We start from the raw sequence: 25,228 nt of genomic DNA on the forward strand, positions 1-25,228 counted from the left end.
GGTGTGGACCAGATGCAACAAATGGTGGAACGCCATGCCCCTTTGGTTAAGCGTATAGCCTACCACTTACTGGCGCGTTTACCGGCCAGTGTTCAAGCTGATGATCTGATCCAAGCCGGGATGATCGGCCTGTTAGAGGCTGCGAAAAACTTCGATGGCTCAAAAGGGGCCAGTTTTGAAACCTTCGCCGGTATTCGGATCCGCGGCGCTATGCTTGATGATATCCGCCGTGGCGACTGGACGCCACGCTCGGTGCACCGTAATGCCCGCCTGATTGCCGATACCATCGCCGAACTGGAAGCGCAGTTAGGTCGCGATGTTAGGGACTTTGAAGTTGCAGAAAAACTTGCTATCTCTTTAGATGAATATCATCATATGCTTAGTGATGTAAGCTCTGGTCGGATTATTGGCATTGAAGACTTGGGAATATCTGAAGATGTACTGGTTACGGCGGATGATGTTGAACATGATCAACTGTATCAAGAACAGGCTAATGAAGCCTTTAATTCAGCCTTAGTAAAACATATCAGTAGTTTACCGGAGCGGGAAGCGTTAGTATTGTCGTTGTATTATAATGACGAACTAAACTTAAAAGAGATCGGGGCGGTGCTGGATGTCAGCGAGTCACGGGTCAGTCAGATTCATAGTCAGGCATTGGTGCGGTTAAAAGCCCGAATGCAGGCTTGGTTGTAATGTTTCCTGCTTTGCAGGACGACTTTCTCTTCGGAGGGGACTTTGGATAAGAACATGAAAATTCTCGTGGTGGATGATTTTTCAACCATGAGACGTATTATCAAAAACCTGCTACGCGATTTGGGCTTTACCAACATATCTGAAGCAGACGACGGCAGCACTGCCTTACCAATGCTGCAAGGTGGTGACTTTGATTTCGTGGTAACGGACTGGAATATGCCGGGCATGCAAGGTATCGATTTATTGCGCGCCATTCGCGCTGATGCCAAATTGAAGCATATCCCGGTACTGATGGTCACAGCCGAAGCCAAAAAAGAACAAATCATCGCCGCCGCGCAGGCTGGCGTAAATGGCTACATCGTCAAACCTTTTACTGCAGCAACCTTACAGGAAAAGTTGGCGAAGGTATTCGAGCGGATAGGTTAAGCCGTATTTAACCAAGGAGTCACACCATGCCTGCTGCTACGGCCCCGCTGATTACACTTGAACAGGCTAAGGAATTAGTCCAATTACTGGAAATGGGTGAGCAGGATATTGCGAACCAACTGGTGCAGCAACTGGGTATGCCAGGTTCATCAGAGCTGTTCGCAGAAGTGGGGAAACTTACCCGCCAACTGCATGACTCCCTTAAAAATTTTCAGATTGATCCTTCCCTTAGCAACATTCTCGAAGAAGATATTCCAGACGCGAAAAAGCGCCTGAACCATGTTATTGATATGACGGAACAGGCCGCCAACCGTACTATGGACGCGGTAGAGTCTTGCCTGCCGATTGCCGATGAATTAAACCAACAACTTAATCGCATTATGCCGCAATGGCAGAAGCTGATGACACGGCAATTACAACTGGGTGAATTCAAAACACTGTGCCACGGCATGGATGGCTTCTTAAAACAAACCGTCGATCAGTCAACCTTGTTAAATCAGTTACTCACCGATGTGCTGATGGCGCAGGATTATCAGGATCTGACCGGACAGATTTTACGCCGGGTCATCGAGCTGGTCAGGGAAGTTGAAGAAAGTTTAATCGGCCTGTTAACGGCTTTTGGTAAAAGCAACACCCAATTTCTGGAACAAAAACCAGCGAAGAAAAAAGTTCTGGCGGGTGAAGCTGAGGGGCCGATCATCGATAAAGAGGATCGGGACGACGTGGTTAACGGCCAGGACGATGTGGATGACCTGTTATCCAGCTTAGGTTTTTAACGGAGGTGCTTACTGATGAGTTTTGATATGGATGAAGACATCCTCCAGGACTTTCTGGTCGAAGCGGGCGAAATACTTGAACTGTTACAGGAACAGCTGGTTGAGCTGGAAAACAATCCACAAGATACGGCGCTGTTAAATGCGATTTTCCGCGGCTTCCATACCGTAAAAGGTGGCGCGGGCTTCCTGTCATTGGGTGAGCTGGTCGATGCTTGCCACGGTGCAGAAAATGTGTTTGATATTCTGCGCACCGGTAAGCGTCAGGTTACCCCGGAACTGATGGACGTGATCTTGCAGGCGTTAGATGCTGTCAATGCCATGTTTGCAGAAGTTAAAGCGCGGCAACCACTGACACCGGCCGATCCAGCCCTACTGGATGCACTGCATTTTTACTCTGAACCCGAACGACCAGGCGAAGCCGCACCAAACGCTGCACCTGCAGCCGTCAGCCCGAAAGTTGAAGCACCTGTTACCCCAAGTGCCCCTGCGGTAGTTGCGTCCGGTGACGATGCTCTCGATAGCATGACCGAAGCTGAGTTTGAGCGGATGCTCGACGAGTTACATGGTGCTGGTGCACCTGGCCGGTCAACAGCAGCTGCAGCTGCGCCTTCAACACCGTCGGCATCGTCAGCGTCTGGCGATGATATTACCGATGATGAGTTTGAAGCCTTACTGGATCAGTTACATGGTAAAGGTAGTTTCCAGCCTGAAGTAAAAGCGAGCCCCGCGTCACCAGCACCGACAGCAACACCGGCGGCGGCAGCGAAAAAAGACGATGAAATTACCGACGATGAATTTGAAGCGCTGCTGGATCAGCTGCATGGTAAAGGCAAAGCGCCGGTAGAAGCCACACCGAAAGCCGAAGTAGAGCGCCAACCCACTCCGGAACCTGTGGCCGCACCGGCGGCAGTACCTGCCAAAGCCGCAGAAGCACCGGTCGCGCCGGCAGCAGGTGCTGCGGCAGATAAAGGCGCAGTTGCCGCGGAAACCACAGTAAGGGTTGACACCAAACGCCTTGATCAAATTATGAATATGGTCGGTGAATTGGTGCTGGTGCGTAATCGGTTGGTGAGTCTATCCAGTTCAGCGCAAAGTGAAGAAATGAGTAAGGCGATTGCTAATCTGGATGTTGTGACCGCCGATATTCAGGGCGCCGTCATGAAAACCCGGATGCAGCCCATCAAAAAAGTCTTCGGCCGTTTCCCCAGGGTGGTGCGGGATTTAGCACGCTCACTTAAAAAGGATATTGAACTTATTCTGGAAGGTGAAGAAACCGATCTGGATAAAAACCTGGTCGAAGCCTTAGCCGATCCACTGGTGCATTTAGTGCGAAACTCTGTCGATCACGGTATTGAGTTGCCGGATATCCGTCAGGCCGCCGGCAAGCCTCGCACCGGGATCGTGAAATTAGCGGCGCAGCAAGCGGGCGATCATATCCTGCTAACCATTCAGGACGATGGCGCCGGTATGGATCCGGAGAAATTAAAAAACCTGGCGATCAAGCGTGGGGTTATCGATACCGATACCGCCGCCCGGATGTCAGATACCGATGCCTTTAATCTGATTTTTGCGCCTGGTTTTTCCACCAAAGAGCAAATCTCTGATATCTCAGGTCGTGGCGTCGGTATGGATGTGGTGAAAACCAAAATTACTCAGCTTAACGGCACTGTACACATCCACTCCAAACTTGGCGAAGGTACACTGCTGGAAATTAAAGTCCCGCTCACCCTGGCTATCTTACCTACGCTGATGGTTATTGTTGGCAAACAAACCTTTGCGTTGCCGCTAGCGGGCGTGAATGAAATTTTCCATCTGGATCTGGCGAAAACCAATATTGTCGATGGTCAGTTAACTATTGTCGTGCGTAACAAAGCTATTCCGCTGTTTTATCTTGAGCATTGGCTGGTGAAAAACTCGGATAAAAAGCTGCGCCGGGCGCAAGGTCATGTGGTGATAGTGCAAATCGGTCAGCAACAAGTGGGTTTCGTCGTTGATCAGTTAATTGGTCAGGAAGAGGTGGTGATCAAAGCGCTGGACGCACTGTTACAAGGCACACCGGGTATGGCCGGGGCGACCATCACCTCAGACGGTGGTATCGCACTGATCCTTGATGTACCGAATTTATTAAAACATTACGCGAAAAAGTCAAAAATAAAATTTGAACAATTCAACCGACTCCATGGGTAAATAGGGATTTTATGGCCATTCGGGTATTAATTGTTGATGACTCCAGCTTTTTCCGTAGACGTTTACAGGAAATCTTGTCGGCAGATCCAGAGCTGGAGGTTATCGATAGTGCAGTTAATGGCCGGGAGGCAGTCGACAAAGCGCTGGCGCTGAAACCTGATGTGATTACCATGGATATCGAAATGCCGGTGTTGGATGGTATTTCGGCGGTACGGGAAATCCTGAAAGTTCAGCGTATCCCCATCCTGATGTTCTCCTCGTTGACGCATGAGGGTGCCAAAGCAACGCTTGACGCGCTGGAAGCCGGGGCGGTTGATTTTTTACCAAAGAAATTCGAAGACATCGCCCGTGACAAACAGGAAGCTGGGGATGTGTTACGGGAGCGGGTTAGAGCTGTTGCCAGGCGTCGGCCATTAGGACGCAGTACTTTTAGTAGTTCGGTATTAGCCCGCTCAGCCAGTTCGACGCTAGCGCGGCGACCATTGGAGCCGCAGCGGCCAGAGCTTAGAAATGCTACCGATACCGAGCGTGTTGGCCGCTTTGAACGCCCGGCCTTAACACCGCGCACTCACTTTGCTGCCAGTGGTAAAGACTATAAGTTGGTTGCTATCGGGACCTCAACCGGTGGTCCTGTGGCACTGCAACGCATTCTTACCGCCTTGCCGGCAGACTTTCCGCTGCCAATCATCTTGATCCAACATATGCCTGCTGCCTTTACCGGCGCTTTTGCCCAGCGCTTGAACAGCCTGGCCAAGATCACTATTAAAGAAGCCGAAGATAACGATGTATTAAAGCCCGGTGTCGCCTATCTGGCACCTGGTGGTAAGCAAATGCTGGTTGATGGCAGTGAAAGTCAGGCCCGGCTGCGCATTAAAGAAGATGACTCGCCACGCATTACCTTTAAACCCAGTGTTGATATTACCTTTGCCACAGCGGCAAAAGTGTTTCACGACAAGGTACTGGCAGTCGTATTGACCGGGATGGGCGCTGACGGTCGGGAAGGCGCGCGGTTATTAAAGCAGCAAGGCTCAGCAATTTGGGCGCAAGACGAAGCCAGCTGTGTAGTATATGGTATGCCACAAGCTATCGCCGCAGCAGGATTAATGGATGTAGAGGTCAGTTTGGAAGATGTCGCCCCCAGACTGTTGACGGAGCTCAGGCATGGATAAACTGGCATTAACCGGTCTGGTACTGGCTTTAATTGCGATCGCTGGTGGTTTTATGCTGGAGGGCGGCAGCCTCAGCACCTTATTGCATTTTCCGGCTTTTATTATTGTGCTTGGCGGCACCCTTGGCGCTGTCATGTTACAAACGCCTTTTAGTCAGTTCCGGCTCGGGGTGAGTTTATTACCCTGGGTTTTTCAATCCTCACGCTTACCTGTCAAGCGCACCATTAGCCGTATCGTTGACTGGGGTGTGGCCGCACGCAGTAATGGATTCTTGTCGTTAGAGGAGGCCGCTTTACAGGAGTCAGATCCCTTTTTACACCGAGGCTTAAATCTGTTGGTCGATGGTGCCGATGCAGCGCAACTGCAAGCGACTTTGGACGCTCAGTTAAGTCTGGAGCGTGAGCGCTTGTTGCGTGGCGCCCGTATTTTTGAAGCTATGGGCGGGTACAGCCCAACCATCGGTATTATCGGTGCAGTATTGGGCTTGATCCAGGCGATGGCGAATATTAATGAGCCGACTTTGCTTGGTGCCGGTATTGCTACGGCTTTTGTCGCCACTATCTATGGGGTGGGGTTTGCTAACCTGATATTTATCCCGGTTGGCAATAAGCTGAAAAACCTGATTCATCAGCAAAGCCTTTACCATGAGTTGATCATCGAAGGACTGGTCTCCATTGCACAAGGCCAGAATCCAAAGTCGATTGAGCCAAAACTGGCTACTTATCTGCCGGGGTAGCTGATGTACCGCCAGCGTAAACTGCATCATAAGGGCGAACGCGAGGATCTGGACCGCTGGCTGGTGTCTTATGCCGACTATATGACGTTAATGTTCGCGCTCTTTGTCGTGCTGTATGCACTATCTCTGGTCAAAAATGAAGAGTTCAGCGTACTGACCGAATCCCTGACCCGGGTGTTTGAAAAACCAAAACAAAGTGAAACCGGCGTCACCGGGCCAGCCCTGCTTACGCAAAATACACCGCAAAGCGAACTGCCAAAATATGGCTCCTCTATCGATACTGCTAAAGGTCCGGAATTAGTTGCTGATGCGACCCGCCTGGCGCAATTAGATCAACAGTTTCTGGGTAGTCCGCTGGAATCGCTGGAGCAAGAATTAACACAGTCATTAAGTCAATTAGTCGAACAAGGATTGGCAAGGGTGCGAGAGGAGCAGGACTGGTTGATTATTGAACTGAATAGCGGTTTACTTTTTCCATCCGGTAGCGCCAATACCAATAGTTCGGCGCGGGTCGTGTTACAGGAAATTAGTAAAATTATTAACCCAATCAATAATTTTTTACGCATTCGCGGCTACACTGATAATATCCCTATTGCTAATGAATTATTTTCGTCGAACTGGGAATTGTCGGTAGCGCGTGCTACCTCAGTGGTTCGGTTGCTGGAGAGCCTGGGTACACCGTCACACCGGATGGCGATCGAAGGTTATGGACAGTATGCGCCAGCAGCAGATAATAGTACCGCTGCCGGCAGAGCGGCGAACCGTAAAGTTGAAATTGCGATTTCACGTTTTGGCCATCGGCCGGTCGCGGCATCCAATGGTGAAAGTGCCGCTGCGCTGGCCGAGTCGACCGCACAACCAGCAATGGCTGAAGAAGAGGGCAGTATCAGAGTGATTGCGCTGCCCGGTGGCGGTATCAGAATTACCACCCGGCGTGACAATCCGGATGCGCTGCCCGAACAACAGGATCCTTAGACGTGGTTATTTGGACAATTGCGAATCAAAAAGGTGGCGTCGGTAAAACGACCACTACTGTGACCCTTGGTGGTTTACTGGCAGAGCGCGGGCATCGCGTGTTACTGGTAGACATGGATCCTCATGCGTCGCTGACTTACTATTTCGGCATTGATGCTGAAGAGTTAGAAGTCAGCGTCTATGATATTTTTACCCGTGGTAAAACCATTACCCGCGAAGAGATCTTGCAGTCACTTTGTCCGAGTACCGCAGAGCGTCTTGATATTTTGCCTGCCTCAATGTCACTTGCGACCTTAGATCGTTCTATGGGTAATAAAGGTGGTATGGGCTTGATTCTGAAGAAAGCCTTAAAACTGATTTCCCGGGATTATGATTATGTGCTGGTTGATTGTCCGCCGGTGATGGGAGTGCTGATGGTTAATGCACTGGCGGCCTGTGATCGGGTGTTGATCCCGGTACAAACCGAGTTTCTTGCCCTGAAAGGTCTGGAGCGGATGATCGCTACCATGGCGTTAATGCGTAATGCGCAACAGGAGTTGGCTTTTACCATTATTCCCACTATGTATGACAAAAGGACCAAGGCCTCGCTGGAAGCCTACAAAGAGCTGAAAGCAAAGTATCAGGATCGGGTTTGGTCGGCAGTGGTACCGGTAGATACCAAATTCCGTGATGCCTCGCTGGCGCAAACCCCGCCAAACGTCTTTGCTGGCACATCACGCGGGGTTTTTGCTTATAACACGCTACTGACCTATTTGTTGCAATTAGGTCCGGAGGCTTAATATGAGCCACTTAATTGCCAGTCAAAAAGTTATCCAGCATTACTTGTCTGCGTTGCTAACGGAAGACGAGCCGCTGGCGCCACAGGAAACGGCCTTAGCTGAGACGAAGAAAGCCGAGTTAAATCGCTTACTGGCGCAGGCCACGCCCGTTGCCGCGCCTGTTGAAAACGTAGTGGCAGCGCCGGTACAGACCCAGGTTGTGCAGCCTGTGGCTAAAGCTACAGTGGCACCTGTTGTTACAGAAACTGCTGTGCCTGTCGCAGCACCGGTACTCCGCGAGCGGGCTATCCCGATTGCCGAGCGGCTGGCGGTAACGCCTCCGCCGCAGCTAAAAGTAGAAAAGGCTTACCGGCAAGGTAGTTTTCAGGCGCTCTTCTTCAGTGTTGCGGGCCTTAGAATTGCCGTACCACTGACAGAGCTGGGTGGTATTCATGAACTGGGCCCGATTAATAATTTGCCTGGTAAAGCAGATTGGTTCAAAGGCATTATGTTGCACCGGGCGCAAAAAATTCAGTTGGTCGATACGGCACGCTGGGTGATGCCAGAAAAATATACTGCTACACTGGCAACAGAGCTAAACTATCAATATGTTATTATGCTTGGCACCAGTAATTGGGGCCTGTGCTGTGAGCTGCTGATTGATACCATTAATCTGGAGCCGGAGCAGATAAAATGGCGCGAGCAGGAAGGGAAACGTCCCTGGATGGCTGGCCTGATTAAAGAACAGAAATGTGTGTTGGTTGATGTCGATGAGCTGGTTAAGTTGTTAAACCAGGGGCTGGATGTCAACGCCTGAACCCGCAAACCAATAAGGAGCTGTAGATGAGCAATAAGTTTTCTGGCCAGGCTGATAAAAATCAGGTCGCGGATCTGGTATTACAGTGGGTGACCTTTCGCTTGCAGGAAGAAACCTACGGCATTAACGTGATGCAGGTGCAGGAAGTACTGCGCTATACCGAAATTGCTCCGGTACCTGGCTCTCCTGACTATGTGCTGGGTATCATCAACTTACGTGGTAACGTAGTCACCGTTATTGATACGCGGGCCCGTTTTGGCTTACCGCCAGCCGAAGTCAGTGACAATACCCGGATTGTCATTATCGAAGCAGAAAAACAAGTCATTGGCATTCTGGTTGATAGTGTAGCGGAAGTGGTATACCTGAAACAGTCCGAAATTGATAATGCACCTAATGTCGGCACTGACGAGAGCGCGCGCTTTATTCAGGGCGTGGCGAATCGTGAAGGTGAGTTGTTGATCCTGGTGGATCTCAACAAGATGTTAAACGATGAAGAATGGGATGAGATCAGTAGTATCTGATGACTGCCACCCTGACACTCTACTTGTTAATTCTGTTCCTGTTCCTGTTACTCATTGCAGTGATAGTCTGGGGATGGCTGAAATTTAACAAGCAACAAGCGCAGCTTACGGTGTTGACCGCGCAGCTGGAGTCGGCGCAACAACAGAAGGTCTCGCAGCAAACCGAGACCGAAGAGCTCAGAGCCGGGGTAATTGGCGTTGGCCAGCGTGTGCTGGTGTTGCAGGAACAACAGCAGCGATTGCAACACGAATTCGCTGAACTGCAAGCACAACATCAAGCGATAGCGTTAAGTGATCCGGAAAGTAAAATTTATAGCCGTGCAGTGAAAATGGTTGAGCTGGGCGCTGATCTGGAAGAGATCATTCGAGAGTGCGAATTACCCAGAGCTGAGGCTGAACTGCTGTTTAATTTACACCGCCAAAAACGAAGCTAGGCGGGTGCGTTGATGACTGGCCAGGCAGATCAACAACCGGAATTAACCGCCGCCGCACTAAAGTATGATGGCCAGGCGGCACCGCTTATTGTCGCCAAAGGCCACGGTCAGCTGGCAAAGGATATCATTGAACTGGCGCGCGAGCATGGTGTATTAATCCATGAAGACGCCGAACTGACCCGCCTGCTTAGCAAATTGGAGTTGGGCGAACAGATCCCGCGCGAGCTTTATCTGATCATTGCCGAGTTAATTGCTTTTTCCTATGTACTGCAAGGTAAATTCCCGGATAACTGGCATAATATTCATCAGCGCATCGATCTGAAAACCTGACCCTCAGCGACTAATCTGGATCTTGCCAAACCAAATCTTTAAAGTGTTGCCGGCACATCGAGACATAACTTTCGTTACCGCCGATCTGCACCTGTGAACCAGCGGTTGCCGGTAAACCCTGCTCATCTAAACGCACCACAAAGTTGGCTTTGCGACCACAGTGACAAATGGTTTTTAACTCTATCAGCTTATCAGCCCAGGCTAGCAACGCCTGACTGCCAGCGAAGGTTTCACCTAAAAAGTCGGTTCGTAAACCAAAAGCCAAAACCGGGATCCTCAGCTTATCGACCACATCGGTAAGCTGCCGCACCTGAGCTTTAGTTAAAAACTGCGCTTCATCAATCAGTACGCAATCGAGCCGGCCTTGTGCAACGATACTGGAAACGTGTTCAACAAAATTAAAGTTGCCATCAAATACATGGGCATCCATTGCCAGGCCGATGCGGGAGCTGACCTTACCCAAACCAAAGCGATGGTCTAACGCGGCGGTGTAAATCGCCACGACCATGCCTCTTTCCTGATAGTTATATGCGCTTTGCAGCAAGGATGTCGATTTACCGGCATTCATCGCCGAATAATAGAAATACAGTTGCGCCATTATTTTCCCTTGTTTATTAATTCATTGGCGGGAGAGGAATCGTCAGTTTTTTTGGCACTGGCAGTCGTTTTCGCCAATACCGTCACCGGAAAAAACAGATTGAGAGGGTTTTGTTTAATTTGCTCCAGTACGCTTTTCAGCAGTAGAGAAAATTGACCAATCCGGGTACCCCGGGCGCGCAGCGCCACGTTTAATGCCAGCGTAAAACTTACCCAAAGATTGACAAAACCAATCAATAACACCAGCACCAGATAAAACAGAAAGCTAAAAGGCCCAAGCTCACCGCTAACGGTGCTATAACCCAGATTGGCTGAGGCAAAGGCCACATGACGAATATCCAGCGGTAATCCAAGCAGATAGCCCAGATAGCCTGTCATACCTAATAAGATGCCAAAAATAAAATTACCAGCGATGGGGCCGTAATTATCGTGCCAGTAATCGGCCACGGCACGGCGGGGACGTTCCGGTAATATTTTACGTAACAACGGGTGATGAAATAAGCGTTGCCGCAAATCGAGATAGTTGGCCCGGTTTTCAAAAAAGCCGGCAATAATCCCAGAGCAAAATAGCCAAACGCCGGCAATGGCAGCAAAAAACAGTGAACCATGCCACGGTGATACAGCCTGTAATTGATAGCCCACTTCACTGCGGCTAAGTAGCGGTTGTTGGGCCCACAACGCATAACTTAAAGCGATAATTGATGCGGTTAATACCGCAATACTGACGTTGCCCCAGACGGCCGCCCATTGTGAGCGGTTTACATCTAACAACAGGTTCGCCAGTTTTTTGTGCGCCGCCCGGCCGTTTTCGCCTTTCTCGACTTCAGCCGCAAAACTGGCTGCTGTCATTGCCGGCTGCTTGGTCGCGACCGTCAAGCCCAACATATGGATCAGCACAAAACCTAAGCCATAATTCAGGCTGACCAATAACGCATTAGCGAACGGTGACAGTTCCTGGCGTTCAATATAAATTTTTAGCAGCGCCATACTGGCGATAATCACGCCGGCCCCGGCTGCCGACGCGAATAAACGCAAATACTGACTTTTGTCACGGGCAATATAATGTTCGCCATGGCTGCTTTTATTGACGCTAATACTCTTTGATAAGAGCTGCGTGCTGCTGCGCCACAGGGCCCGCACACTGCTATTGTCCCGGCTGATATCCAGCAATTGCTCGGTCAGTTGCAGGCTTTGTGCACGCAAGCTGGCTGGGTCCTCACATCTGACCAACTCAACCAGCTGGGCAATGCGCTCCAGCGTTTGTTCCAGCCGCTCCAGCAAGTGTGCCACGGCAACGGTGCTACCTGCAGCCGCAGCACGGCGGCGTAAGCGGTCAACCTGCTCATGACACTGCTCCAGCATTACCTGATAGTGTGCGACGTCATAAGCTGGCAACCTTGTATCCTGCAGGCGCTGCCGGCAATGTGTAACCAGTTGCGTCAGTTCACGGTGCAGTGCAATAAAGGCTGAATCGATATTATTCAACCGTTTATCTAACCGCATTAAGTCAGGTTCCATTTCCTCAGCGGCGATCCAGACACTCAGCATTTCCAGCGCACACAACGACTCTTCATGTAAATGCGCATCCAGTTTTTGCAGTTGTGCTGTGCTGGCATGGGCGAGCAATAACTCGGTTAACTGCCGGAATAATAACGCTGCGGCGGGGTCGTCATCGTCATCATGGCGGATTTCTTTATACAGCTCGGCTAACACATCTTTTAACTCGCTCAGGTCGCGTGGTGCCGGGTTAATTTTTTCATACAACCGGCCGGAGAGTTCCCGAAAAAATCCACGGCGGGAAAACACGCCCAAACTCACTAACGCCGGGTATAAATGGACCTGGGTTAGCCAATGTAAGATGGTATCGGCAATCTTGGCACATTCAGCTTTGTGCAGGGGCAGCGCCTCCAGTAACTTCTGGTTGCGTTTACGGCGCTCGAAACTAAAACGGGGGTAAGACAACCACTGCACTAACTGCCGGACTAAACACAAACCATCCTGTTCGCTGGCCAGCGCTTTGATTAACATCACCGCATTTAATTTTTCCATCCACACCTCATAACTTGCGCCAAGTGCGACGCCGGGTTTTATCATACCGCAAGCTTAGGTAGCAGGTGCAGAAAAAAAGTTTCGATATCACCCTTGGTGCGGTCGCACAATACAGGCATACTGGTCGGATGTTACTGAAAACGAGACGAATAAAATGGAAAAATGGCTGTTAATACCGGTATTTGTGCAGATACTTTTAACCAGTGTCGTGATGATTTTAATGGGCCGGCGTCGGATCCGCGCTGCGAAAAATAAGGAAATCAGCATTACGGCCTTTCAGACTATGGATTTACGGGGCGCCAATGAGCAGGTGATTGCCACCAGCCGTAATTTCGACAACCAATTCCAAATGCCGATGCTGTATTTGTTCAGTGTGGTGTTTACGCTGCAACTGGGCTTGGCCGATCTGACCTTTCTGTTGTTAGGTGCCGCCTTCGTGGTGCTGCGGATCTGGCATAGCTGGATCCACATTGGCCGTAATATTTTACGCCAACGTTTTCGGGTATTTTTACTCGGCTGTGTCGTGTTATGGGTTATTTGGATCCGGCTGCTGGTTCTGGCGTTACTGTAAAAGAATTACGCCTTGCACTGGCGTCAGGCTGCGCCCAGTTGCTAAGATGTAAGGCAAAGGCTAACGCCATGCCAAAACTGAAGGTTTGATAATGTTGTCCAGACTTTTACTGATACTGGGATTGTTGTTCGCGACGGCTGCGGCTAAAGCCGAGGTACCGGCTGAGCTGGTGCAGAGTTTTGATCAATATTTCCAGCAGCAAATGCAAGAGCAGGGGATCCCCGGTGCATCCTACGCTATTGTTTATAAAAACCAGATTGTTGCGGCCAAAGGTTATGGCGTGCGCGAGGTTGGCTCCAAGCTGCCAGTTGATGCTTACACGGTATTTAGAATCGCCTCGGTCTCGAAAACCTTTGCCGGTGGTTTGGCGAGCATTATGGCGGCGCAGGGACATTTTCGCTGGGACGATCCGGTAGTGCGCTATGTACCGGAATTTAGTTTTAAAACCCGCTCCTACAACAACAAACTCAAGGTTGAGCATTTACTGGCGCAGAGCACCGGGGTCATTGCTAATGCCTACGACAATCTTATCGAGGCTAATTTTGAGCCGGAGCGGATTATTCCGCATTTTAAAAAGCTGGATCCGCTGTGTAACCCGGGACAATGCTATGGTTATCAGAATGTGTTGTTTAGCCTGATTGAACCGGTACTGCAGCAAACCACCTCGCAAGACTATGCCACCTTGCTGCGGCGTAATATCTTTGAACCGTTAAAGATGCCGACGGCTTCCGTTGGTCTTGAAGCCTATTTAAATAGCCCCAACCGCGCTGCACCCCATGTAAAAGCCAGAGGTAAATGGCATGCACGCTCGGTAAGTGAAAGTTATTACCGTTATGCACCGGCAGCCGGGGTGAATGCCAGCGCGGTGGATTTGGGATACTGGCTAATCGCACAGCTGGGTTACAATCCCGATGTGTTATCCGAGCCACAGTTAGCGGAAATTACCAATAAGCGGGTGCGTACAGTGCGCGACTTACGGCGTAGAATGTGGCGGGACTATATCAAAGATGCCCATTACGCCCTGGGCTGGCGGGTCTATCAGTTTGGCCAGGAACAACTGGTTTATCATGGTGGCTGGGTACAGGGTTTTCGGGCGGAAGTCGCATACTCGAAAGAGCGGGAGTTAGGTCTGGTGATCCTGCTAAATGCTGAATCTAATGTACTGGCCGAACTTAGTACGCATTTCTGGTCAACGATGTTTACCGCACTACAGCAGCAGGATCGCGCTGCGATGCTGGCTGGCTGTAAATTACCGGCCGCCAAGACAAAAACAGCAGATTGCTAAATCTGCTGTTGGTTTGGTATCGCGCGTCTGCGAAGCGATATCACTTTTGATACAGATCCAGGTAGAAATCGCATTGTACCGCCGGTTTTGTAGCGATAAAGGCAGCCAGGGTTTCCGGGTTAAATTTCCAGCCCAGTGGAACCATCGTAATCAGCGCCCGTAAATCATCGGCCGGCAGTTGTAACTGAAAGCTTAGCCGCTGCCGTTTGATATGCTTTAAGCCACTGATGGCGATGATATCGTCACTGTGTAACCGCACCTGCGGATACAAAGCGGCTTTAATTTGCTGTAAATGTTCCGGTGCCGGGCTTACACTCAGCAACACACCGCCATCGGCGAGTACCCGGCACAGCTCCGCATCCAGTGACGGGGCATAAATCCGCAGGATGGCATCAAAGCTGGTTGCTGCGAAAGGCAACTGATAACTGCTGGCCACAGCAAACCGGATTGCCGGATATTGCCGGGCAGCAGCTTTAATCGCCGCTTTAGAAATATCTACGCCATAAAGTTGTAATTCAGGTCGTGCTTGCTGAATTTGCCCACTGTAATAACCTTCACCGCAGCCCAAATCCAATAGCCTGGTAACCGGCAAGACGGCAAGTTGTTCGAGCAGAGCACTGACTACCGGTTGATACCAGCCAGCTTGCAAAAACTGGCGTCTGGCTTGCATCATCAGCTGATTATCACCCGGATCTTTGGATTTCTTTTGCTGTACCGGCAGCAAATTTACATAGCCTTCGCGGGCCACGTCAAAGCTATGGCGCTGCGGGCAGCGGTACTGCATTGCTTCTTGTGTAAGGGGCGCCTGACAAAGTGGACAAAGATACATAACCAAACCTGTAAGCGGATCTGCCTGTGGATGAGATTAACGGGCAGAGCCTGAAATTTTTATGCCGATGATTATACACTGATTGCCGTTTGCATAATGCGCTCTTTAGCAGCAAAAGCTGCCCGTCTATCAGAGCGGTGTTATACTGCGGCAGATTATGCAGGAGAATAAGATGCACGATGTAGAACTCTGGTCACTGGATGAACTCTGTGACCATGCTTTTGCGATTTTCGAAGAGCTGGCAGTCGATAACTTAACCGCCAGTGACTATCAGGCCTATCAACAACATTATGAAAGTCAGAGTTATGTTGATTTAGTCCCGCCGGGAGAGGGCTGGGAAGAGCTTGCCGGCACTGAGCTGGATCCACAGCTGCACTTTGAAGCGCAAATTGGTTTAGCGGGTGAAGCTGGTGCACCGGACCGGGTGCTGGCGCGTATTCTGTTAAGCCGGGATAAAGATGAAAGCCTTTGTCATGCGTTATGGCGCGGTCAATTTTAAGTTAGCTGTTTTAAGTCAGCCGAATCAGTTCAGGAGTACTTCATGTTACTTAACGCCGGGCAAAGCCAGCTACTGGTGATCGATTTACAAACCAAACTGGCACCCGCCATCGACTTGACTGATGAAGTGGAACGCGCAGCGATCTGGCTGTTACAGGTAGCGGGTTTATGTCAGGTGCCGGCGCTGGCGACTGAACACTATCCCAAAGGCCTCGGACACAGCTTGCCCTCGATACTGGAATGGCTGACACCGGATGCGGTGCTGGAGAAAATCCATTTTAGTGCCTGGCGCGAAGCCGATATTCAGCAGCGGCTGGCAGAGAGTGGTCGCCGTCAGGTGGTGGTAATAGGCACCGAAACCCATGTCTGTGTGCTGCAAACCGTTATGGATTTGCTGACGGCGGGCTATCAGGTATTTGTGGTGACGGATGCGGTAGGCTCCCGCACCGCGGAGAACAAGCACCTGGGGTTAAACCGGATGCAGCAGGCGGGTGCAGTATTGGTGAGTCGTGAGATGGTTGCCTTTGAATGGCTGGAGCGGGCTGGTACAGAGTTATTCCGGCAAATTAGTAAAGGCTGGATCCGCTAACAGCGACTTGAGTGATTTTAGGCATCTGCCCCAAAACAGGCTTGAGGGGCAGCTGCCATAAGTTGGGCTAGTCGCCCAGTATCTGTTCCAGCACTAATGCCAAGCGCACTGCTGCCTGCTGCAAGCGGGTTAGCAGCACGCCCTGGTATTGTTCCAGATAGGCATCGTCAATCAACATGCCGGGGCGGTAATGTTGATAAATATCATAGGTAATGGCCGCCGACTCATTAGCCCAATCCATTACCTCGCCCTGTTGCCAGCTGGCGCGCTGTTCAGCGGTAATTTGTTCAAATAACTGCTCCTGCAGCAGAAAATCCTCATCATAACCGAGCTTAGTCAGCATATTGCCGTCCCAGACGCCATGCAGATTGGTTGGCTGTTCATGGCTGTAGAAGTAGACCGCTGTGCGGTTGCCGCCAAGGTCATCAGCATAGCTGACATGTAATGGCTGATGCAGATCACCCAGGTGATGTGCTAAAAACAGCAGGGCTTGCCAGTCGTTGCTATCGGCGCTCAGGCGCTGCTGCATCATGCTAATCGCCGATAAAATGCAGCCCTGCTCCGGGCAATATTCGGCTTTAACCTGTTTTTCGCCGCGCGGCATATTGACGTAGTGGTGCGGCGCCGTCCAACGAAACTCCTCATGGCTGCGCACTTCATCCGGCCAGGCACAGGCGGCACCAAACTCATGGTGCGGCGAGGCTTCAACCAGGCTGGCAACGTGCTGCTGTGCCTTAGCGGACAACAGCTGCAACGCCATATCACACACCATGGCATGACCGGTGCGGCCAAAGCCATAGCTATAGCTACTCAGGGTTAACAATAAAACAGCAATAGCCAGGCGCATGGTTATTCTCCAACAATTTGCATAATCTGATAGTGGCTGGCGGGGTTGCCCAGCTGTTGCTGCACTTCAGATAGCGCCGGTGCCAGGCTTTGTGCCAGGGTATAGGGCGGGTTAATCACCAGCATACCGCTACCGGTCATGCCATGGCCCGGGCTGTCGGCATGCAGGTTAAATTCAATCCGCAGCTGATTCTTAATGCCGGTGGCGACAATGGCGGCAATAAAGGCTTCAATGCTGCTACGCTCAATTACCGGATACCAGATAGCATAGGTCGCTTGTGGGAAGCGTTTATAGGCTTCCTGCAGGCCTTTAATCAGATCCTGATATTCGCTTTTCAGCTCATAGGGCGGATCGATTAATACCAGGCCGCGTTTCACTAAAGGTGGCAGCATCGCCTTAATACCGGCGAAGGCATCAATATTCTCAATCCGCGTTAAACGACGCTGTAAAAACTGGCTTTGCAGCAGCGGAAAATCACTTGGATGCAGCTCGGTGGCCTGCAGCTGATCGCCGGCGCGCAGCAGCATGGCGGCAATCTTGGGTGAACCGGGATAGAAATTCAGTTCGCCATCCGGGTTTAACTGCTTTACGAGATCCAGATATTTGCCAAGTAACGGGCTTTGCGGCTGATAGTGCCACAGCTTGCCGATACCTTCAGTATATTCGGCGGTTTTCTGCGCCTGGCTGCTTTGCAAGCTGTACAGGCCGGCACCGGCATGGGTATCGTGATAGCACAGCGGTTTATCTTTTTGCAGCAGGTAATCCAGAATGGCAACTTCGGTCAGATGTTTTAACACATCGGCATGATTGCCGGCGTGAAAACTGTGGCGGTAACTGAGCATGCATTAACCTTAGATCGGGTTCAGGCTGGCAAGGATACTGCGTTAGCGTAAAAAAACAAGTATCATAGCCGCCGGTCTTAAGCTTAGTTAATCCGTCAGGAATCCGCATGTCTGCCAGCAACAAGAAATCATCCGCCGCCAAAAGCCGCGACCCACTGCAAAAGCCCTGGCAGCGCCAGACAAAAGCGAAAGCCGCTGTTAGTTCCAACGCTACGGCTGGGCTAAGCTCGCCGAAAGCCGCTGCCAAAGAAACGGCAAAGGCGCCGCGGCAGGAGGAAAGCAAAGTTTATGGCGAAAATGCCTGTCGCGAGTTATTCCGCCAGCGCCCGGAAGCGATTATCCGGCTTTATATCAACAGCGAGTTAGCGCCCAAATTTTCGGACTTAATGAAATATCTGGCGCAGCAAAAGCGAGCCTATCATCTGGTGGATGAGACTGAGCTGGAAAAAGTAGCCGGCAGTCAGCATCACGGTGGCATAGTGCTGCTGGTGAAGCGCAAGCCGGTCACCAGCCTGGCACTGTATTTGCGGCAAAAGCGTAAACTGGATTGTTTACTGGCACTGGATGGGGTCGGCAATCCGCATAATCTGGGCGCCATTACCCGTAGCTGCGCCCACTTTGGCGTAAACGGCATTATTATGCGCGAGCCGCAGTTACTGCAATCCGGTGCCGCTTTACGCACTGCTGAAGGCGGTGGTGAGTTTGTCGATGGCCTGGCATGTGATGATTTACCGCTGGCACTTAAGCTTTGTAAAGACGCGGGCTATACGCTGATTACCACATCCAGCCATGGCGGCAGCTCGCTCTATAACACGGCCTTGCCGGCCAAAGTGGTGATTGTATTTGGTGAGGAGATGTTTGGCGTATCGAAAAATGTGGCCAAGAGTGCCGATATTGCGCTGCAAATTCCGGGATCGGGCAAGGTAGAGTCACTGAATGTCAGTGTTGCGGCCAGCCTGATTTTAGGCGAGTGGTACCGGCAGCAGCAAGGCTAATGCTGGCGGCCTAATCGGCGACTGGCAGGGTTAAACCTGCCGGCGGCTCAGTGCCGATATATTGAAAACGTGGGATCAGCTCACCGGCAATTTCAACGTTTTCGGCAAACATGGTGGCAGGGCGGGCCCAAAGGCCAAAGTCAGCATACAGTGCCCGGTAGATCGCCAGCCATTCCTCAGTTTCACTGTGCCTGGCCAGGTCCAGCAACTGATAATAAGCGCCTTTATAATGCTGATAATAACCCGGCGCTAACGCCGGTTTAGCCTTGTTGTTCATACCAGCCTTCAAAAATAATCTGCGCCGACAGGCTATCCACCTTATCTTTGCTTAAATTGCGATAGCCGCCCTCGGCAAATAAACGGCTACGCGCATCGGCGGTGGATAAACGCTCATCATGATAAGCAATAGGTAAACCAAAGCGGCCATGCAAGCGGTTGGCAAATTTGCGGGTACGGGCGGTAAATTCCTGCTCGCTGCCGTCCATATTCAGTGGCAAGCCGACTAACAATAGCTGTGGTTGCCATTCCTGAATTAAGCGTTCAATTTGCTGCCAATCCGGGATGCCGTCTTTGGCTTTTAACGCCGCGAGCAAGGTGGCGCTGCCAGTGAGCTCTGAGCCTACGGCCACGCCGATGCTTTTAGTGCCATAATCAAAACATAAAATAGTGCGGGCGGTCATCAGGCGTGTCCTGCCTCACCGGTAAGTTGCCACGGTTGAATACCGATACTGGCCGTAGCTTTTTGCCATTTCTCGGCATGGCTGAGATCAAAAATAATGCGGTTGTCGGCCGGGATCACTAACCAGCTGTTATCGGCGATTTCCTGCTCCAACTGGCCGGCAGTCCAGCCAGCGTAGCCCAGCGCCAGTAAGAATTTCTCCGGTGCCTGTTCGGTGGTCAGGTCCTGCAAAATATCTTTCGAGGTGGTGACCATCAAACCATTTTCCAGCTGTAAACTGCTGTGATAACCGGGTTTGGCGGTATGCAACACAAAACCACGGTCATGCTGTACCGGCCCGCCCGCAACCACCTTAGCCTGTGCCGCCGGACTCTTGGCGTCATAGCTGATTTCCAGCTGCTCTAACAGCTCAGCCAGTGATACATTCATTGGATGATTGACCACTATGCCCATGGCGCCTTCTTCGTTATGTTCACACAGGTAAGTCACACTGCGTTTAAACATCGGATCGTCCAGTGATGGCATTGCGATTAAAAAATGATTCTGGAAACCTTGCATACTGTTCTCCTTGATCAACCTGTGGTGCGACCAACTTACTACGAACCTGCTGCCAGGCGACGCTCGATAGCATCAAATAACATACCGGTAATACTGATCGGGAAGGCGGCTTCGATTTCCCGAATACAGGTCGGGCTGGTGACATTAATTTCGGTCAGTTTGTCACCGATCACGTCCAGACCGACGAAGATTAAACCTTTGGCCTTTAAGGTTGGGCCTATGGCTTTGGCAATGGCCCAGTCGCTGTCTGACAGCGGACGGGCTTCGCCACGACCGCCGGCGGCTAAATTACCGCGGGTTTCACCCGAAGCGGGGATCCGTGCTAAGCAGTATGGCACAGGTTCGCCGTCAACCACTAAGATTCGTTTATCGCCATCGACAATTTCCGGAATATAGCGCTGCGCCATCGCATACTGACTGCCATGGGCGGTGAGCGTTTCTAAAATTACACTGACATTCGGATCTTCAGGTTTTAAGCGGAAGATCGAGGCGCCACCCATGCCATCCAGAGGCTTTAAGATTACGTCCTGCTCTTGCTGATAGAAGGCTTTTAAGCGCTTAGCATCGCGGCTGACCAGGGTTTTCGGCGTAAACTGACTAAACCAGCTGGTGTAGAGCTTTTCGTTGGCATCGCGCAGGCTTTGCGGCTTATTGACAATCAGCGTGCCGGCATCTTCGGCGCGCTCCAGCATATAGGTGGCATAGATATATTCGGTATCAAAGGGCGGATCTTTGCGCATCAGAATCACGTTGAGCTCGCTCAGCGCCAGATCCTGTTCGCTACCAAAGTGATACCAGCGCTCCGGGTTGGGCTCGACGCTCAGTAAGCGCGTACGGGCGCGGGCCTGACCTTGCAGTAAATACAGATCCGCCATTTCCATATAGTGGATTTCATAGCCGCGGCGCTGCGCATCCAGCAGCATGGCAAAGCTGGAGTCTTTTTTGATATTGATGTCCGCAATCGGGTCCATCACGATACCAAGTTTAATTGCTGTCATGCTTATCCTCAGGCGAGATCGCCAAATTGCAGTTGCAGGGCGCTGATCGCGGTCAGCGCTGCCGTTTCAGTGCGCAAAATTCTCGGACCCAGCGTAATACCGGTAAAGCCGGCGGCCGCGGTTTGGCTGACTTCAGTATCGGTAAAGCCACCTTCCGGACCTATTACCAACTGAATATCGCTGGCCGGAGTTAGGGTCTTAATGGTGGCGGCAGCGCGCGGATCCAAGGTCAGCCTTAAAGCTTTTGTTGGGGAGGCCAGCCATTGTTGCAAACTAACCGCCGTATGCACTGTTGGCACCACACTGCGTCCGCTTTGCTCGCAGGCACTGATCGCAATCTTTTGCCACTGCTCGGTACGTTTCGCCAAACGCTCGGCATCCAGTTTTACGCCGCAGCGCTCGGTAAACAGCGGGGTGATTTCGGTCACGCCAAGCTCTACCGCCTTTTGAATGGCGAAATCCATCCGGTCACCACGGGAAATGCCCTGACCTAAGTGGATACGCAGCGGGGATTCGACCGGATTGTCGCTGCTGCTTTCGATAGTGACCAAAAGCTGTTTCTTGCCGACTTCGCTGATGGTAGCGGCATAGTTTTTACCATCGCCATTAAACAATTGTAACGGCTGTCCCGCTTGCATTCGCAGCACCCGGCCGACGTGGTTGGCCGCGTCGTCGCTTAGGGCAAGCCTAGCCCCTGCCGGCAAGTCTGATGGCTGATAGATTCGTATTGTTCGCATCTTGTCGTTCTGTTTAACTGAAAAAAGCCTGAGGCTAATATTAACAGTGTTTCGCGCCAACCCGCTGCTAATCGATAAAAAAAGGCCCCGCAGGGCCTTAGTCAAAACGCGTGTTGCTTAGCGGTTAGGAATATACTCGTATGAGGCACCTAAGCCCAGCGGAATATCCAGTGCCCAGAAGCCAAGCAGGAAGGCAGTCCAGAGTACCAGCATTGCAATAGAGTAGGGCAGCATTAACGCTACCAGAGTACCAATACCGCTGTTCTTCACATACTTTTGACAGAACACAACGATCAGCGGGAAGTACGGCAGCAGTGGCGTGATAATGTTGGTCGAAGAGTCACCAACGCGGTAGGCTGCCTGGGTCAGATCCGGTGAAATGCCCAGTTCCATCAGCATCGGCACCATGATAGCGCCAATCAGAGCCCATTTGGCAGAAGCAGAGCCGACAACCAGGTTAACTAAACCGGATAAAAACACGATACCTACCAATGTCATTGCCAGTGGCAGTCCCATGGCTTTTAACGCATTGGCGCCTTTTAACGCCAGTAATACCCCCAGATTCGACTGGTTAAAGGCATACAGGAACAGCGCACAGAAGAACGCCATCACGATATAGTAGCCCATACCACTCATCGCATTGCTCATGCCTTTGATCACATCGCGGTGAGTTTGTACCGTGCCGGCGACATAGCCATAGACAATACCTGGTATCAGGAAGAACACAAAGATCAACGTTACAATCGACTTCATCAGTGGCGAGGCAGCAACCAGCAGCGGGTTCATCCCCTCGACAACTTGCTCAGCCGGGGCGGCCCAAGGCGTAACGGTTGGCAGCACAATACTCAGCGCCAGCAGGGCGGCAACGACAAACATCGAAATCACAGCAGCGCGTAAGCCTTTCCGCTCTTGGGCGCTAAGTGCATCCATTTTCACCATTTGTGATGTATCGCCATCAACCTTAGTAGCTTGCAGGCGCGGTTCAATCACTTTATCCGTTAAAAACCAGCCAACTAATACAATCAGGAAGGTAGAAGCGGTGGTAAAGATATAGTTATTTAACGGGTTGATGGTAACAGTTGGATCCAGCAGCTGAGCTGACACCTGCGTCATACCGGCCAGTAGCGGGTCCAGGCTGGAGGGCACAAAGAAAGTGGCCGAGAAACCACCGGAGACACCGGCAAAGGCTGCGGCAATACCGGCCAATGGATGACGGCCCGCCGCGTAGAAGATTACTGCACCGAGCGGAATCACCAGCACATAGCCGGCATCTACCGCCACATGGCTTAGGACACCCACGGCAATTAACACCGGGGTTAATAACATCTTTGGTGTCACGGCCAGGATAGAGCGTAAACCGGCATTAATAAAGCCGGTATATTCCGCTACCCCTAAACCTAACATCGCAACCAGCACCACACCCAGTGGTGGGAAGTTAACGAAGGTCGTTACGATATTGGAGGCGAATAAGGTTAAGGCATCACCCGACAGCAAATTGACGATTTGTACCTGTTGGCCGCTTCTCGGGTCAATTTCAGTAAAGGTCATCCCGGAAAATAACCAGGACAGGCCCCAGACGATAACCATTAACAGTGCAAAGAGCACGGCCGGATCGGGTAATTTGTTCCCGATCACCTCAATGGTATTGAGCGCACGGTTCATCCAGCCGTTTTTCACGGCGGCGGTTTGTTCTGACATAGCAGTTCCTTTTTCTTGCTTTTTTATTGTGTGATTGCCAGCAGCAATCAGACCCTGGAGGCTAAAACGCCCTAATAATACACAAAAGCGCGCCTCGGGTAAGCGGCAAATCGGCTGAAGCGCCAAATTAAAAAGAAAAAAGGAGAGTCTCCTCTCCTTTTTCAGCCGTTAAGCATTAAGTCGCTTACTTTGCGTACTGACGTAACAGCTCAGCTTTATCGGTTTTCTCCCACGGGAACTCGTTACGGCCGAAGTGACCGTAAGCCGCCGTAGGCTGATAAATTGGCCGCTCCAGATCCAACATTTGGATCAGGCCATAAGGACGCAGATCGAAATGCTCACGTACCAGTTTGATCAGCTCGTCTTCACTCAGTTTGCTGGTACCGAAGGTTTCCAGGCTGATTGAAGTGGGTTCGGCAACACCAATAGCATAAGACACCTGCAGCTCCAGACGCTCTGCCAGGCCAGCCGCAACCAGGTTTTTCGCGACATAGCGAGCAGCATAAGCCGCTGAGCGGTCAACCTTTGATGGATCTTTACCAGAGAAAGCACCACCACCATGGCGCGCCATACCACCGTAGCTATCTACGATAATCTTGCGGCCGGTTAAACCACAGTCACCCATAGGGCCACCGATCACAAAACGACCGGTTGGGTTGATAAAGAACTTGGTTTTGCTGTTTAACCACTCCGCCGGTAATACTGGCTTAATGATTTCTTCCATTACCGCCTCACGCAGATCAGCGGTGCTGATGGTGTCACAGTGCTGGGTAGATAATACTACGGCATCGATACCGACTGGCTTACCGTCTTCGTAAATAAAGCTTAACTGCGACTTGGCATCCGGGCGTAACCACGGCAGGGTACCGTCTTTACGCACCTGGGCCTGACGCTGTACCAAGCGGTGTGAATAGGTAATAGGAGCCGGCATCAGCACGTCGGTTTCGTTACTGGCGTAGCCAAACATTAAACCCTGGTCACCCGCGCCTTGCTCACGCGGATCAGCTTTATCTACACCCTGATTGATATCGGGTGATTGTTTACCAATCGCATTTAATACAGCGCAGGAGTCGGCGTCAAAACCCATATCAGAATGGGTGTAGCCAATTTCACGTACGGTTTTGCGTACCAGCTCTTCGATATCAACCCAGGCAGAAGTCGTGATTTCGCCACCGACTAACACCATACCTGTTTTAACGAAGGTCTCACAGGCAACACGCGCCTTGCTGTCTTGTTCCAGGATCGCATCCAGTACCGCATCGGAAATCTGATCAGCGATTTTATCCGGATGCCCTTCAGATACAGACTCAGACGTGAAAATATGTTGTGCCATCTGTTAGTTTCCACCACGTTAGTTAATACATAAAGCGCCGTGACACTGTCACAGCGCTGAGATTAAGCAGGCGCAGCTGTTGCCAGTTCAGTTTAGCCGGCAGGCGCCAAAAAAATAGCCGCTTATTTTAGTGAAAGCCCCCGGCGATTACCAGAAAAATTTACGCCCAGACGTCTTTCATGCCGGAAATTACGTAAACGCGAGCTACCAGATCACCGCGCTGCAAAAAAGGTCGCAGATAATCATTTGCCATCTGACGGCGGCTGGGTGAAAATACAGCCATCTAAACCCCCACAGTAAT

30 protein-coding genes are annotated in these 25,228 nt (G+C 51.2%); 17 read left to right on the forward strand and 13 right to left on the reverse strand.

The window, feature by feature from the left end; genetic code table 11:
* The first annotated feature begins 12 nt into the window (after positions 1 to 12).
* Genes AGRI_RS00480 through AGRI_RS00535 form a run of 12 tightly spaced genes read left to right on the forward strand, consistent with a single transcriptional unit; the run spans position 13 to position 9,822 of the window.
* A complete protein-coding gene (locus tag AGRI_RS00480) occupies positions 13 to 693 on the forward strand; it encodes an RNA polymerase sigma factor FliA (protein ID WP_197408356.1) in 681 nt (226 codons plus the stop codon).
* A gap of 42 nt (positions 694 to 735) precedes the next feature.
* Complete coding sequence (gene cheY / locus AGRI_RS00485) at positions 736 to 1,119, forward strand: chemotaxis response regulator CheY (protein ID WP_008949667.1); 384 nt, start codon at positions 736 to 738, stop codon at positions 1,117 to 1,119.
* A gap of 26 nt (positions 1,120 to 1,145) precedes the next feature.
* The gene (locus tag AGRI_RS00490) at positions 1,146 to 1,895 is read left to right on the forward strand and encodes a protein phosphatase CheZ (protein ID WP_008983079.1); all 750 of its coding nucleotides are present in this window, start codon (positions 1,146 to 1,148) and stop codon (positions 1,893 to 1,895) included.
* 15 nt (positions 1,896 to 1,910) lie between these two features.
* Positions 1,911 to 4,082, forward strand: coding sequence for a chemotaxis protein CheA (locus AGRI_RS00495; protein ID WP_008983080.1), 2,172 nt, complete (start codon positions 1,911 to 1,913; stop codon positions 4,080 to 4,082).
* Positions 4,083 to 4,093: 11 nt separating this feature from the next.
* Entirely contained in the window at positions 4,094 to 5,251 is a 1,158-nt protein-coding gene (locus tag AGRI_RS00500) for a protein-glutamate methylesterase/protein-glutamine glutaminase (protein ID WP_008983081.1), read from the forward strand.
* Complete coding sequence (locus tag AGRI_RS00505) at positions 5,244 to 5,987, forward strand: flagellar motor protein (RefSeq protein ID WP_008983082.1); 744 nt, start codon at positions 5,244 to 5,246, stop codon at positions 5,985 to 5,987. The genes AGRI_RS00500 and AGRI_RS00505 overlap by 8 nt, the downstream gene beginning before the upstream one ends.
* Positions 5,988 to 5,990: 3 nt before the next feature.
* Positions 5,991 to 6,962, forward strand: a complete 972-nt coding sequence (locus tag AGRI_RS00510) for an OmpA family protein (RefSeq protein WP_008983083.1) — start codon at positions 5,991 to 5,993, stop codon at positions 6,960 to 6,962.
* Positions 6,963 to 6,964: 2 nt separating this feature from the next.
* Positions 6,965 to 7,741 (forward strand): ParA family protein, encoded by a 777-nt coding sequence (locus tag AGRI_RS00515; protein WP_008983084.1) that lies wholly within the window; start codon positions 6,965 to 6,967, stop codon positions 7,739 to 7,741.
* Position 7,742: 1 nt separating this feature from the next.
* Positions 7,743 to 8,537 carry a chemotaxis protein CheW gene (locus AGRI_RS00520; protein WP_008983085.1) on the forward strand — a complete coding sequence of 265 codons (795 nt, stop codon included), beginning with the start codon at positions 7,743 to 7,745 and terminating at the stop codon, positions 8,535 to 8,537.
* 26 nt (positions 8,538 to 8,563) lie between these two features.
* Positions 8,564 to 9,058, forward strand: coding sequence for a chemotaxis protein CheW (locus AGRI_RS00525; protein WP_008983086.1), 495 nt, complete (start codon positions 8,564 to 8,566; stop codon positions 9,056 to 9,058).
* Positions 9,058 to 9,492 carry a DUF2802 domain-containing protein gene (locus AGRI_RS00530; RefSeq protein WP_008983087.1) on the forward strand — a complete coding sequence of 145 codons (435 nt, stop codon included), beginning with the start codon at positions 9,058 to 9,060 and terminating at the stop codon, positions 9,490 to 9,492. The genes AGRI_RS00525 and AGRI_RS00530 overlap by 1 nt, the downstream gene beginning before the upstream one ends.
* Positions 9,493 to 9,504: 12 nt before the next feature.
* Complete coding sequence (locus AGRI_RS00535) at positions 9,505 to 9,822, forward strand: EscU/YscU/HrcU family type III secretion system export apparatus switch protein (protein ID WP_008983088.1); 318 nt, start codon at positions 9,505 to 9,507, stop codon at positions 9,820 to 9,822.
* A gap of 10 nt (positions 9,823 to 9,832) precedes the next feature.
* Here AGRI_RS00535 and AGRI_RS00540 read toward each other — a convergent pair whose 3' ends face one another.
* Together AGRI_RS00540 and AGRI_RS00545 are read right to left on the reverse strand one after the other, a co-directional pair.
* Positions 9,833 to 10,420, reverse strand: a complete 588-nt coding sequence (locus AGRI_RS00540) for a thymidine kinase (RefSeq protein ID WP_008983089.1) — start codon at positions 10,418 to 10,420, stop codon at positions 9,833 to 9,835.
* On the reverse strand, positions 10,420 to 12,468 hold the full coding sequence (locus AGRI_RS00545) for a recombinase (protein ID WP_008983090.1): 2,049 nt from the start codon (positions 12,466 to 12,468) through the stop codon (positions 10,420 to 10,422). The genes AGRI_RS00540 and AGRI_RS00545 overlap by 1 nt, the downstream gene beginning before the upstream one ends.
* 154 nt (positions 12,469 to 12,622) lie before the next feature.
* Here AGRI_RS00545 and AGRI_RS00550 point away from each other — a divergent pair, with 154 nt between their 5' ends.
* Together AGRI_RS00550 and AGRI_RS00555 are read left to right on the forward strand one after the other, a co-directional pair.
* Positions 12,623 to 13,039 (forward strand): MAPEG family protein, encoded by a 417-nt coding sequence (locus AGRI_RS00550; protein ID WP_008983091.1) that lies wholly within the window; start codon positions 12,623 to 12,625, stop codon positions 13,037 to 13,039.
* A 91-nt stretch (positions 13,040 to 13,130) separates the two neighbouring features.
* Positions 13,131 to 14,324, forward strand: a complete 1,194-nt coding sequence (locus tag AGRI_RS00555) for a serine hydrolase domain-containing protein (protein WP_008983092.1) — start codon at positions 13,131 to 13,133, stop codon at positions 14,322 to 14,324.
* 40 nt (positions 14,325 to 14,364) lie between these two features.
* Here AGRI_RS00555 and rlmA read toward each other — a convergent pair whose 3' ends face one another.
* On the reverse strand, positions 14,365 to 15,153 hold the full coding sequence (rlmA, locus tag AGRI_RS00560; protein ID WP_040291124.1) for a 23S rRNA (guanine(745)-N(1))-methyltransferase: 789 nt from the start codon (positions 15,151 to 15,153) through the stop codon (positions 14,365 to 14,367).
* A 172-nt stretch (positions 15,154 to 15,325) separates the two neighbouring features.
* Here rlmA and AGRI_RS00565 point away from each other — a divergent pair, with 172 nt between their 5' ends.
* Both AGRI_RS00565 and AGRI_RS00570 read left to right on the forward strand, forming a co-directional pair.
* On the forward strand, positions 15,326 to 15,652 hold the full coding sequence (locus tag AGRI_RS00565) for a DUF440 family protein (RefSeq protein ID WP_008983094.1): 327 nt from the start codon (positions 15,326 to 15,328) through the stop codon (positions 15,650 to 15,652).
* A 42-nt stretch (positions 15,653 to 15,694) separates the two neighbouring features.
* Positions 15,695 to 16,240, forward strand: a complete 546-nt coding sequence (locus AGRI_RS00570) for a hydrolase (protein WP_008983095.1) — start codon at positions 15,695 to 15,697, stop codon at positions 16,238 to 16,240.
* A gap of 67 nt (positions 16,241 to 16,307) precedes the next feature.
* On the opposite strand, the gene AGRI_RS00575 is transcribed toward AGRI_RS00570, so the two are convergent.
* Both AGRI_RS00575 and AGRI_RS00580 read right to left on the reverse strand, forming a co-directional pair.
* On the reverse strand, positions 16,308 to 17,087 hold the full coding sequence (locus AGRI_RS00575) for a S1/P1 nuclease (RefSeq protein WP_008983096.1): 780 nt from the start codon (positions 17,085 to 17,087) through the stop codon (positions 16,308 to 16,310).
* A gap of 2 nt (positions 17,088 to 17,089) precedes the next feature.
* Entirely contained in the window at positions 17,090 to 17,929 is an 840-nt protein-coding gene (locus tag AGRI_RS00580; RefSeq protein WP_008983097.1) for a 23S rRNA (adenine(2030)-N(6))-methyltransferase RlmJ, read from the reverse strand.
* Positions 17,930 to 18,036: 107 nt separating this feature from the next.
* On the opposite strand from AGRI_RS00580, the gene AGRI_RS00585 reads away from it, so the two are divergent.
* Positions 18,037 to 18,924, forward strand: a complete 888-nt coding sequence (locus tag AGRI_RS00585) for a tRNA/rRNA methyltransferase (protein ID WP_008983098.1) — start codon at positions 18,037 to 18,039, stop codon at positions 18,922 to 18,924.
* 10 nt (positions 18,925 to 18,934) lie between these two features.
* Here AGRI_RS00585 and AGRI_RS00590 read toward each other — a convergent pair whose 3' ends face one another.
* The 8 genes from AGRI_RS00590 to AGRI_RS16705 all read right to left on the reverse strand — a co-directional run bounded on the left by AGRI_RS00590 (position 18,935) and on the right by AGRI_RS16705 (position 25,210).
* Complete coding sequence (locus AGRI_RS00590; protein ID WP_008610037.1) at positions 18,935 to 19,201, reverse strand: DUF1653 domain-containing protein; 267 nt, start codon at positions 19,199 to 19,201, stop codon at positions 18,935 to 18,937.
* The gene (ruvX, locus tag AGRI_RS00595) at positions 19,185 to 19,604 is read right to left on the reverse strand and encodes a Holliday junction resolvase RuvX (RefSeq protein ID WP_008983099.1); all 420 of its coding nucleotides are present in this window, start codon (positions 19,602 to 19,604) and stop codon (positions 19,185 to 19,187) included. The genes AGRI_RS00590 and ruvX overlap by 17 nt, the downstream gene beginning before the upstream one ends.
* Complete coding sequence (locus AGRI_RS00600) at positions 19,604 to 20,161, reverse strand: YqgE/AlgH family protein (RefSeq protein WP_008949644.1); 558 nt, start codon at positions 20,159 to 20,161, stop codon at positions 19,604 to 19,606. Before AGRI_RS00600 ends, ruvX begins: the two co-directional genes overlap by 1 nt.
* Before the next feature lie 38 nt (positions 20,162 to 20,199).
* The gene (gene gshB / locus AGRI_RS00605; protein ID WP_008983100.1) at positions 20,200 to 21,159 is read right to left on the reverse strand and encodes a glutathione synthase; all 960 of its coding nucleotides are present in this window, start codon (positions 21,157 to 21,159) and stop codon (positions 20,200 to 20,202) included.
* Between the two features lie 8 nt (positions 21,160 to 21,167).
* On the reverse strand, positions 21,168 to 21,896 hold the full coding sequence (gene rsmE / locus AGRI_RS00610) for a 16S rRNA (uracil(1498)-N(3))-methyltransferase (protein ID WP_083847121.1): 729 nt from the start codon (positions 21,894 to 21,896) through the stop codon (positions 21,168 to 21,170).
* A 117-nt stretch (positions 21,897 to 22,013) separates the two neighbouring features.
* Positions 22,014 to 23,594 carry an AbgT family transporter gene (locus tag AGRI_RS00615; RefSeq protein WP_008983102.1) on the reverse strand — a complete coding sequence of 527 codons (1,581 nt, stop codon included), beginning with the start codon at positions 23,592 to 23,594 and terminating at the stop codon, positions 22,014 to 22,016.
* Positions 23,595 to 23,778: 184 nt separating this feature from the next.
* A complete protein-coding gene (metK, locus tag AGRI_RS00620) occupies positions 23,779 to 24,927 on the reverse strand; it encodes a methionine adenosyltransferase (protein ID WP_008949640.1) in 1,149 nt (382 codons plus the stop codon).
* Positions 24,928 to 25,087: 160 nt separating this feature from the next.
* A complete protein-coding gene (locus tag AGRI_RS16705) occupies positions 25,088 to 25,210 on the reverse strand; it encodes a hypothetical protein (protein WP_272941530.1) in 123 nt (40 codons plus the stop codon).
* Positions 25,211 to 25,228: the final 18 nt, after the last annotated feature.

Source organism: Alishewanella agri BL06 (genome assembly GCF_000272005.1).
GTDB lineage: Bacteria > Pseudomonadota > Gammaproteobacteria > Enterobacterales > Alteromonadaceae > Alishewanella > Alishewanella agri.

What these genes read in the sequence shown, in the direction of transcription:
- AGRI_RS00480 (WP_197408356.1), top strand. Translation starts at nt 13, where the DNA reads ATGCAACAAATGGTGGAACGCCATGCCCCTTTGGTTAAGCGTATAGCC.
- AGRI_RS00490 (WP_008983079.1), top strand. Translation starts at nt 1,146, where the DNA reads ATGCCTGCTGCTACGGCCCCGCTGATTACACTTGAACAGGCTAAGGAA.
- AGRI_RS00495 (WP_008983080.1), top strand. Translation starts at nt 1,911, where the DNA reads ATGAGTTTTGATATGGATGAAGACATCCTCCAGGACTTTCTGGTCGAA.
- AGRI_RS00500 (WP_008983081.1), top strand. Translation starts at nt 4,094, where the DNA reads ATGGCCATTCGGGTATTAATTGTTGATGACTCCAGCTTTTTCCGTAGA.
- AGRI_RS00505 (WP_008983082.1), top strand. Translation starts at nt 5,244, where the DNA reads ATGGATAAACTGGCATTAACCGGTCTGGTACTGGCTTTAATTGCGATC.
- AGRI_RS00510 (WP_008983083.1), top strand. Translation starts at nt 5,991, where the DNA reads ATGTACCGCCAGCGTAAACTGCATCATAAGGGCGAACGCGAGGATCTG.
- AGRI_RS00520 (WP_008983085.1), top strand. Translation starts at nt 7,743, where the DNA reads ATGAGCCACTTAATTGCCAGTCAAAAAGTTATCCAGCATTACTTGTCT.
- AGRI_RS00525 (WP_008983086.1), top strand. Translation starts at nt 8,564, where the DNA reads ATGAGCAATAAGTTTTCTGGCCAGGCTGATAAAAATCAGGTCGCGGAT.
- AGRI_RS00530 (WP_008983087.1), top strand. Translation starts at nt 9,058, where the DNA reads ATGACTGCCACCCTGACACTCTACTTGTTAATTCTGTTCCTGTTCCTG.
- AGRI_RS00535 (WP_008983088.1), top strand. Translation starts at nt 9,505, where the DNA reads ATGACTGGCCAGGCAGATCAACAACCGGAATTAACCGCCGCCGCACTA.
- AGRI_RS00540 (WP_008983089.1), bottom strand. Translation starts at nt 10,420, where the DNA reads ATGGCGCAACTGTATTTCTATTATTCGGCGATGAATGCCGGTAAATCG.
- AGRI_RS00545 (WP_008983090.1), bottom strand. Translation starts at nt 12,468, where the DNA reads ATGGAAAAATTAAATGCGGTGATGTTAATCAAAGCGCTGGCCAGCGAA.
- AGRI_RS00550 (WP_008983091.1), top strand. Translation starts at nt 12,623, where the DNA reads ATGGAAAAATGGCTGTTAATACCGGTATTTGTGCAGATACTTTTAACC.
- AGRI_RS00555 (WP_008983092.1), top strand. Translation starts at nt 13,131, where the DNA reads ATGTTGTCCAGACTTTTACTGATACTGGGATTGTTGTTCGCGACGGCT.
- rlmA (WP_040291124.1), bottom strand. Translation starts at nt 15,153, where the DNA reads ATGTATCTTTGTCCACTTTGTCAGGCGCCCCTTACACAAGAAGCAATG.
- AGRI_RS00565 (WP_008983094.1), top strand. Translation starts at nt 15,326, where the DNA reads ATGCACGATGTAGAACTCTGGTCACTGGATGAACTCTGTGACCATGCT.
- AGRI_RS00570 (WP_008983095.1), top strand. Translation starts at nt 15,695, where the DNA reads ATGTTACTTAACGCCGGGCAAAGCCAGCTACTGGTGATCGATTTACAA.
- AGRI_RS00575 (WP_008983096.1), bottom strand. Translation starts at nt 17,087, where the DNA reads ATGCGCCTGGCTATTGCTGTTTTATTGTTAACCCTGAGTAGCTATAGC.
- AGRI_RS00580 (WP_008983097.1), bottom strand. Translation starts at nt 17,929, where the DNA reads ATGCTCAGTTACCGCCACAGTTTTCACGCCGGCAATCATGCCGATGTG.
- AGRI_RS00585 (WP_008983098.1), top strand. Translation starts at nt 18,037, where the DNA reads ATGTCTGCCAGCAACAAGAAATCATCCGCCGCCAAAAGCCGCGACCCA.
- AGRI_RS00590 (WP_008610037.1), bottom strand. Translation starts at nt 19,201, where the DNA reads ATGAACAACAAGGCTAAACCGGCGTTAGCGCCGGGTTATTATCAGCAT.
- ruvX (WP_008983099.1), bottom strand. Translation starts at nt 19,604, where the DNA reads ATGACCGCCCGCACTATTTTATGTTTTGATTATGGCACTAAAAGCATC.
- AGRI_RS00600 (WP_008949644.1), bottom strand. Translation starts at nt 20,161, where the DNA reads ATGCAAGGTTTCCAGAATCATTTTTTAATCGCAATGCCATCACTGGAC.
- gshB (WP_008983100.1), bottom strand. Translation starts at nt 21,159, where the DNA reads ATGACAGCAATTAAACTTGGTATCGTGATGGACCCGATTGCGGACATC.
- rsmE (WP_083847121.1), bottom strand. Translation starts at nt 21,896, where the DNA reads ATGCGAACAATACGAATCTATCAGCCATCAGACTTGCCGGCAGGGGCT.
- AGRI_RS00615 (WP_008983102.1), bottom strand. Translation starts at nt 23,594, where the DNA reads ATGTCAGAACAAACCGCCGCCGTGAAAAACGGCTGGATGAACCGTGCG.
- metK (WP_008949640.1), bottom strand. Translation starts at nt 24,927, where the DNA reads ATGGCACAACATATTTTCACGTCTGAGTCTGTATCTGAAGGGCATCCG.
- AGRI_RS16705 (WP_272941530.1), bottom strand. Translation starts at nt 25,210, where the DNA reads ATGGCTGTATTTTCACCCAGCCGCCGTCAGATGGCAAATGATTATCTG.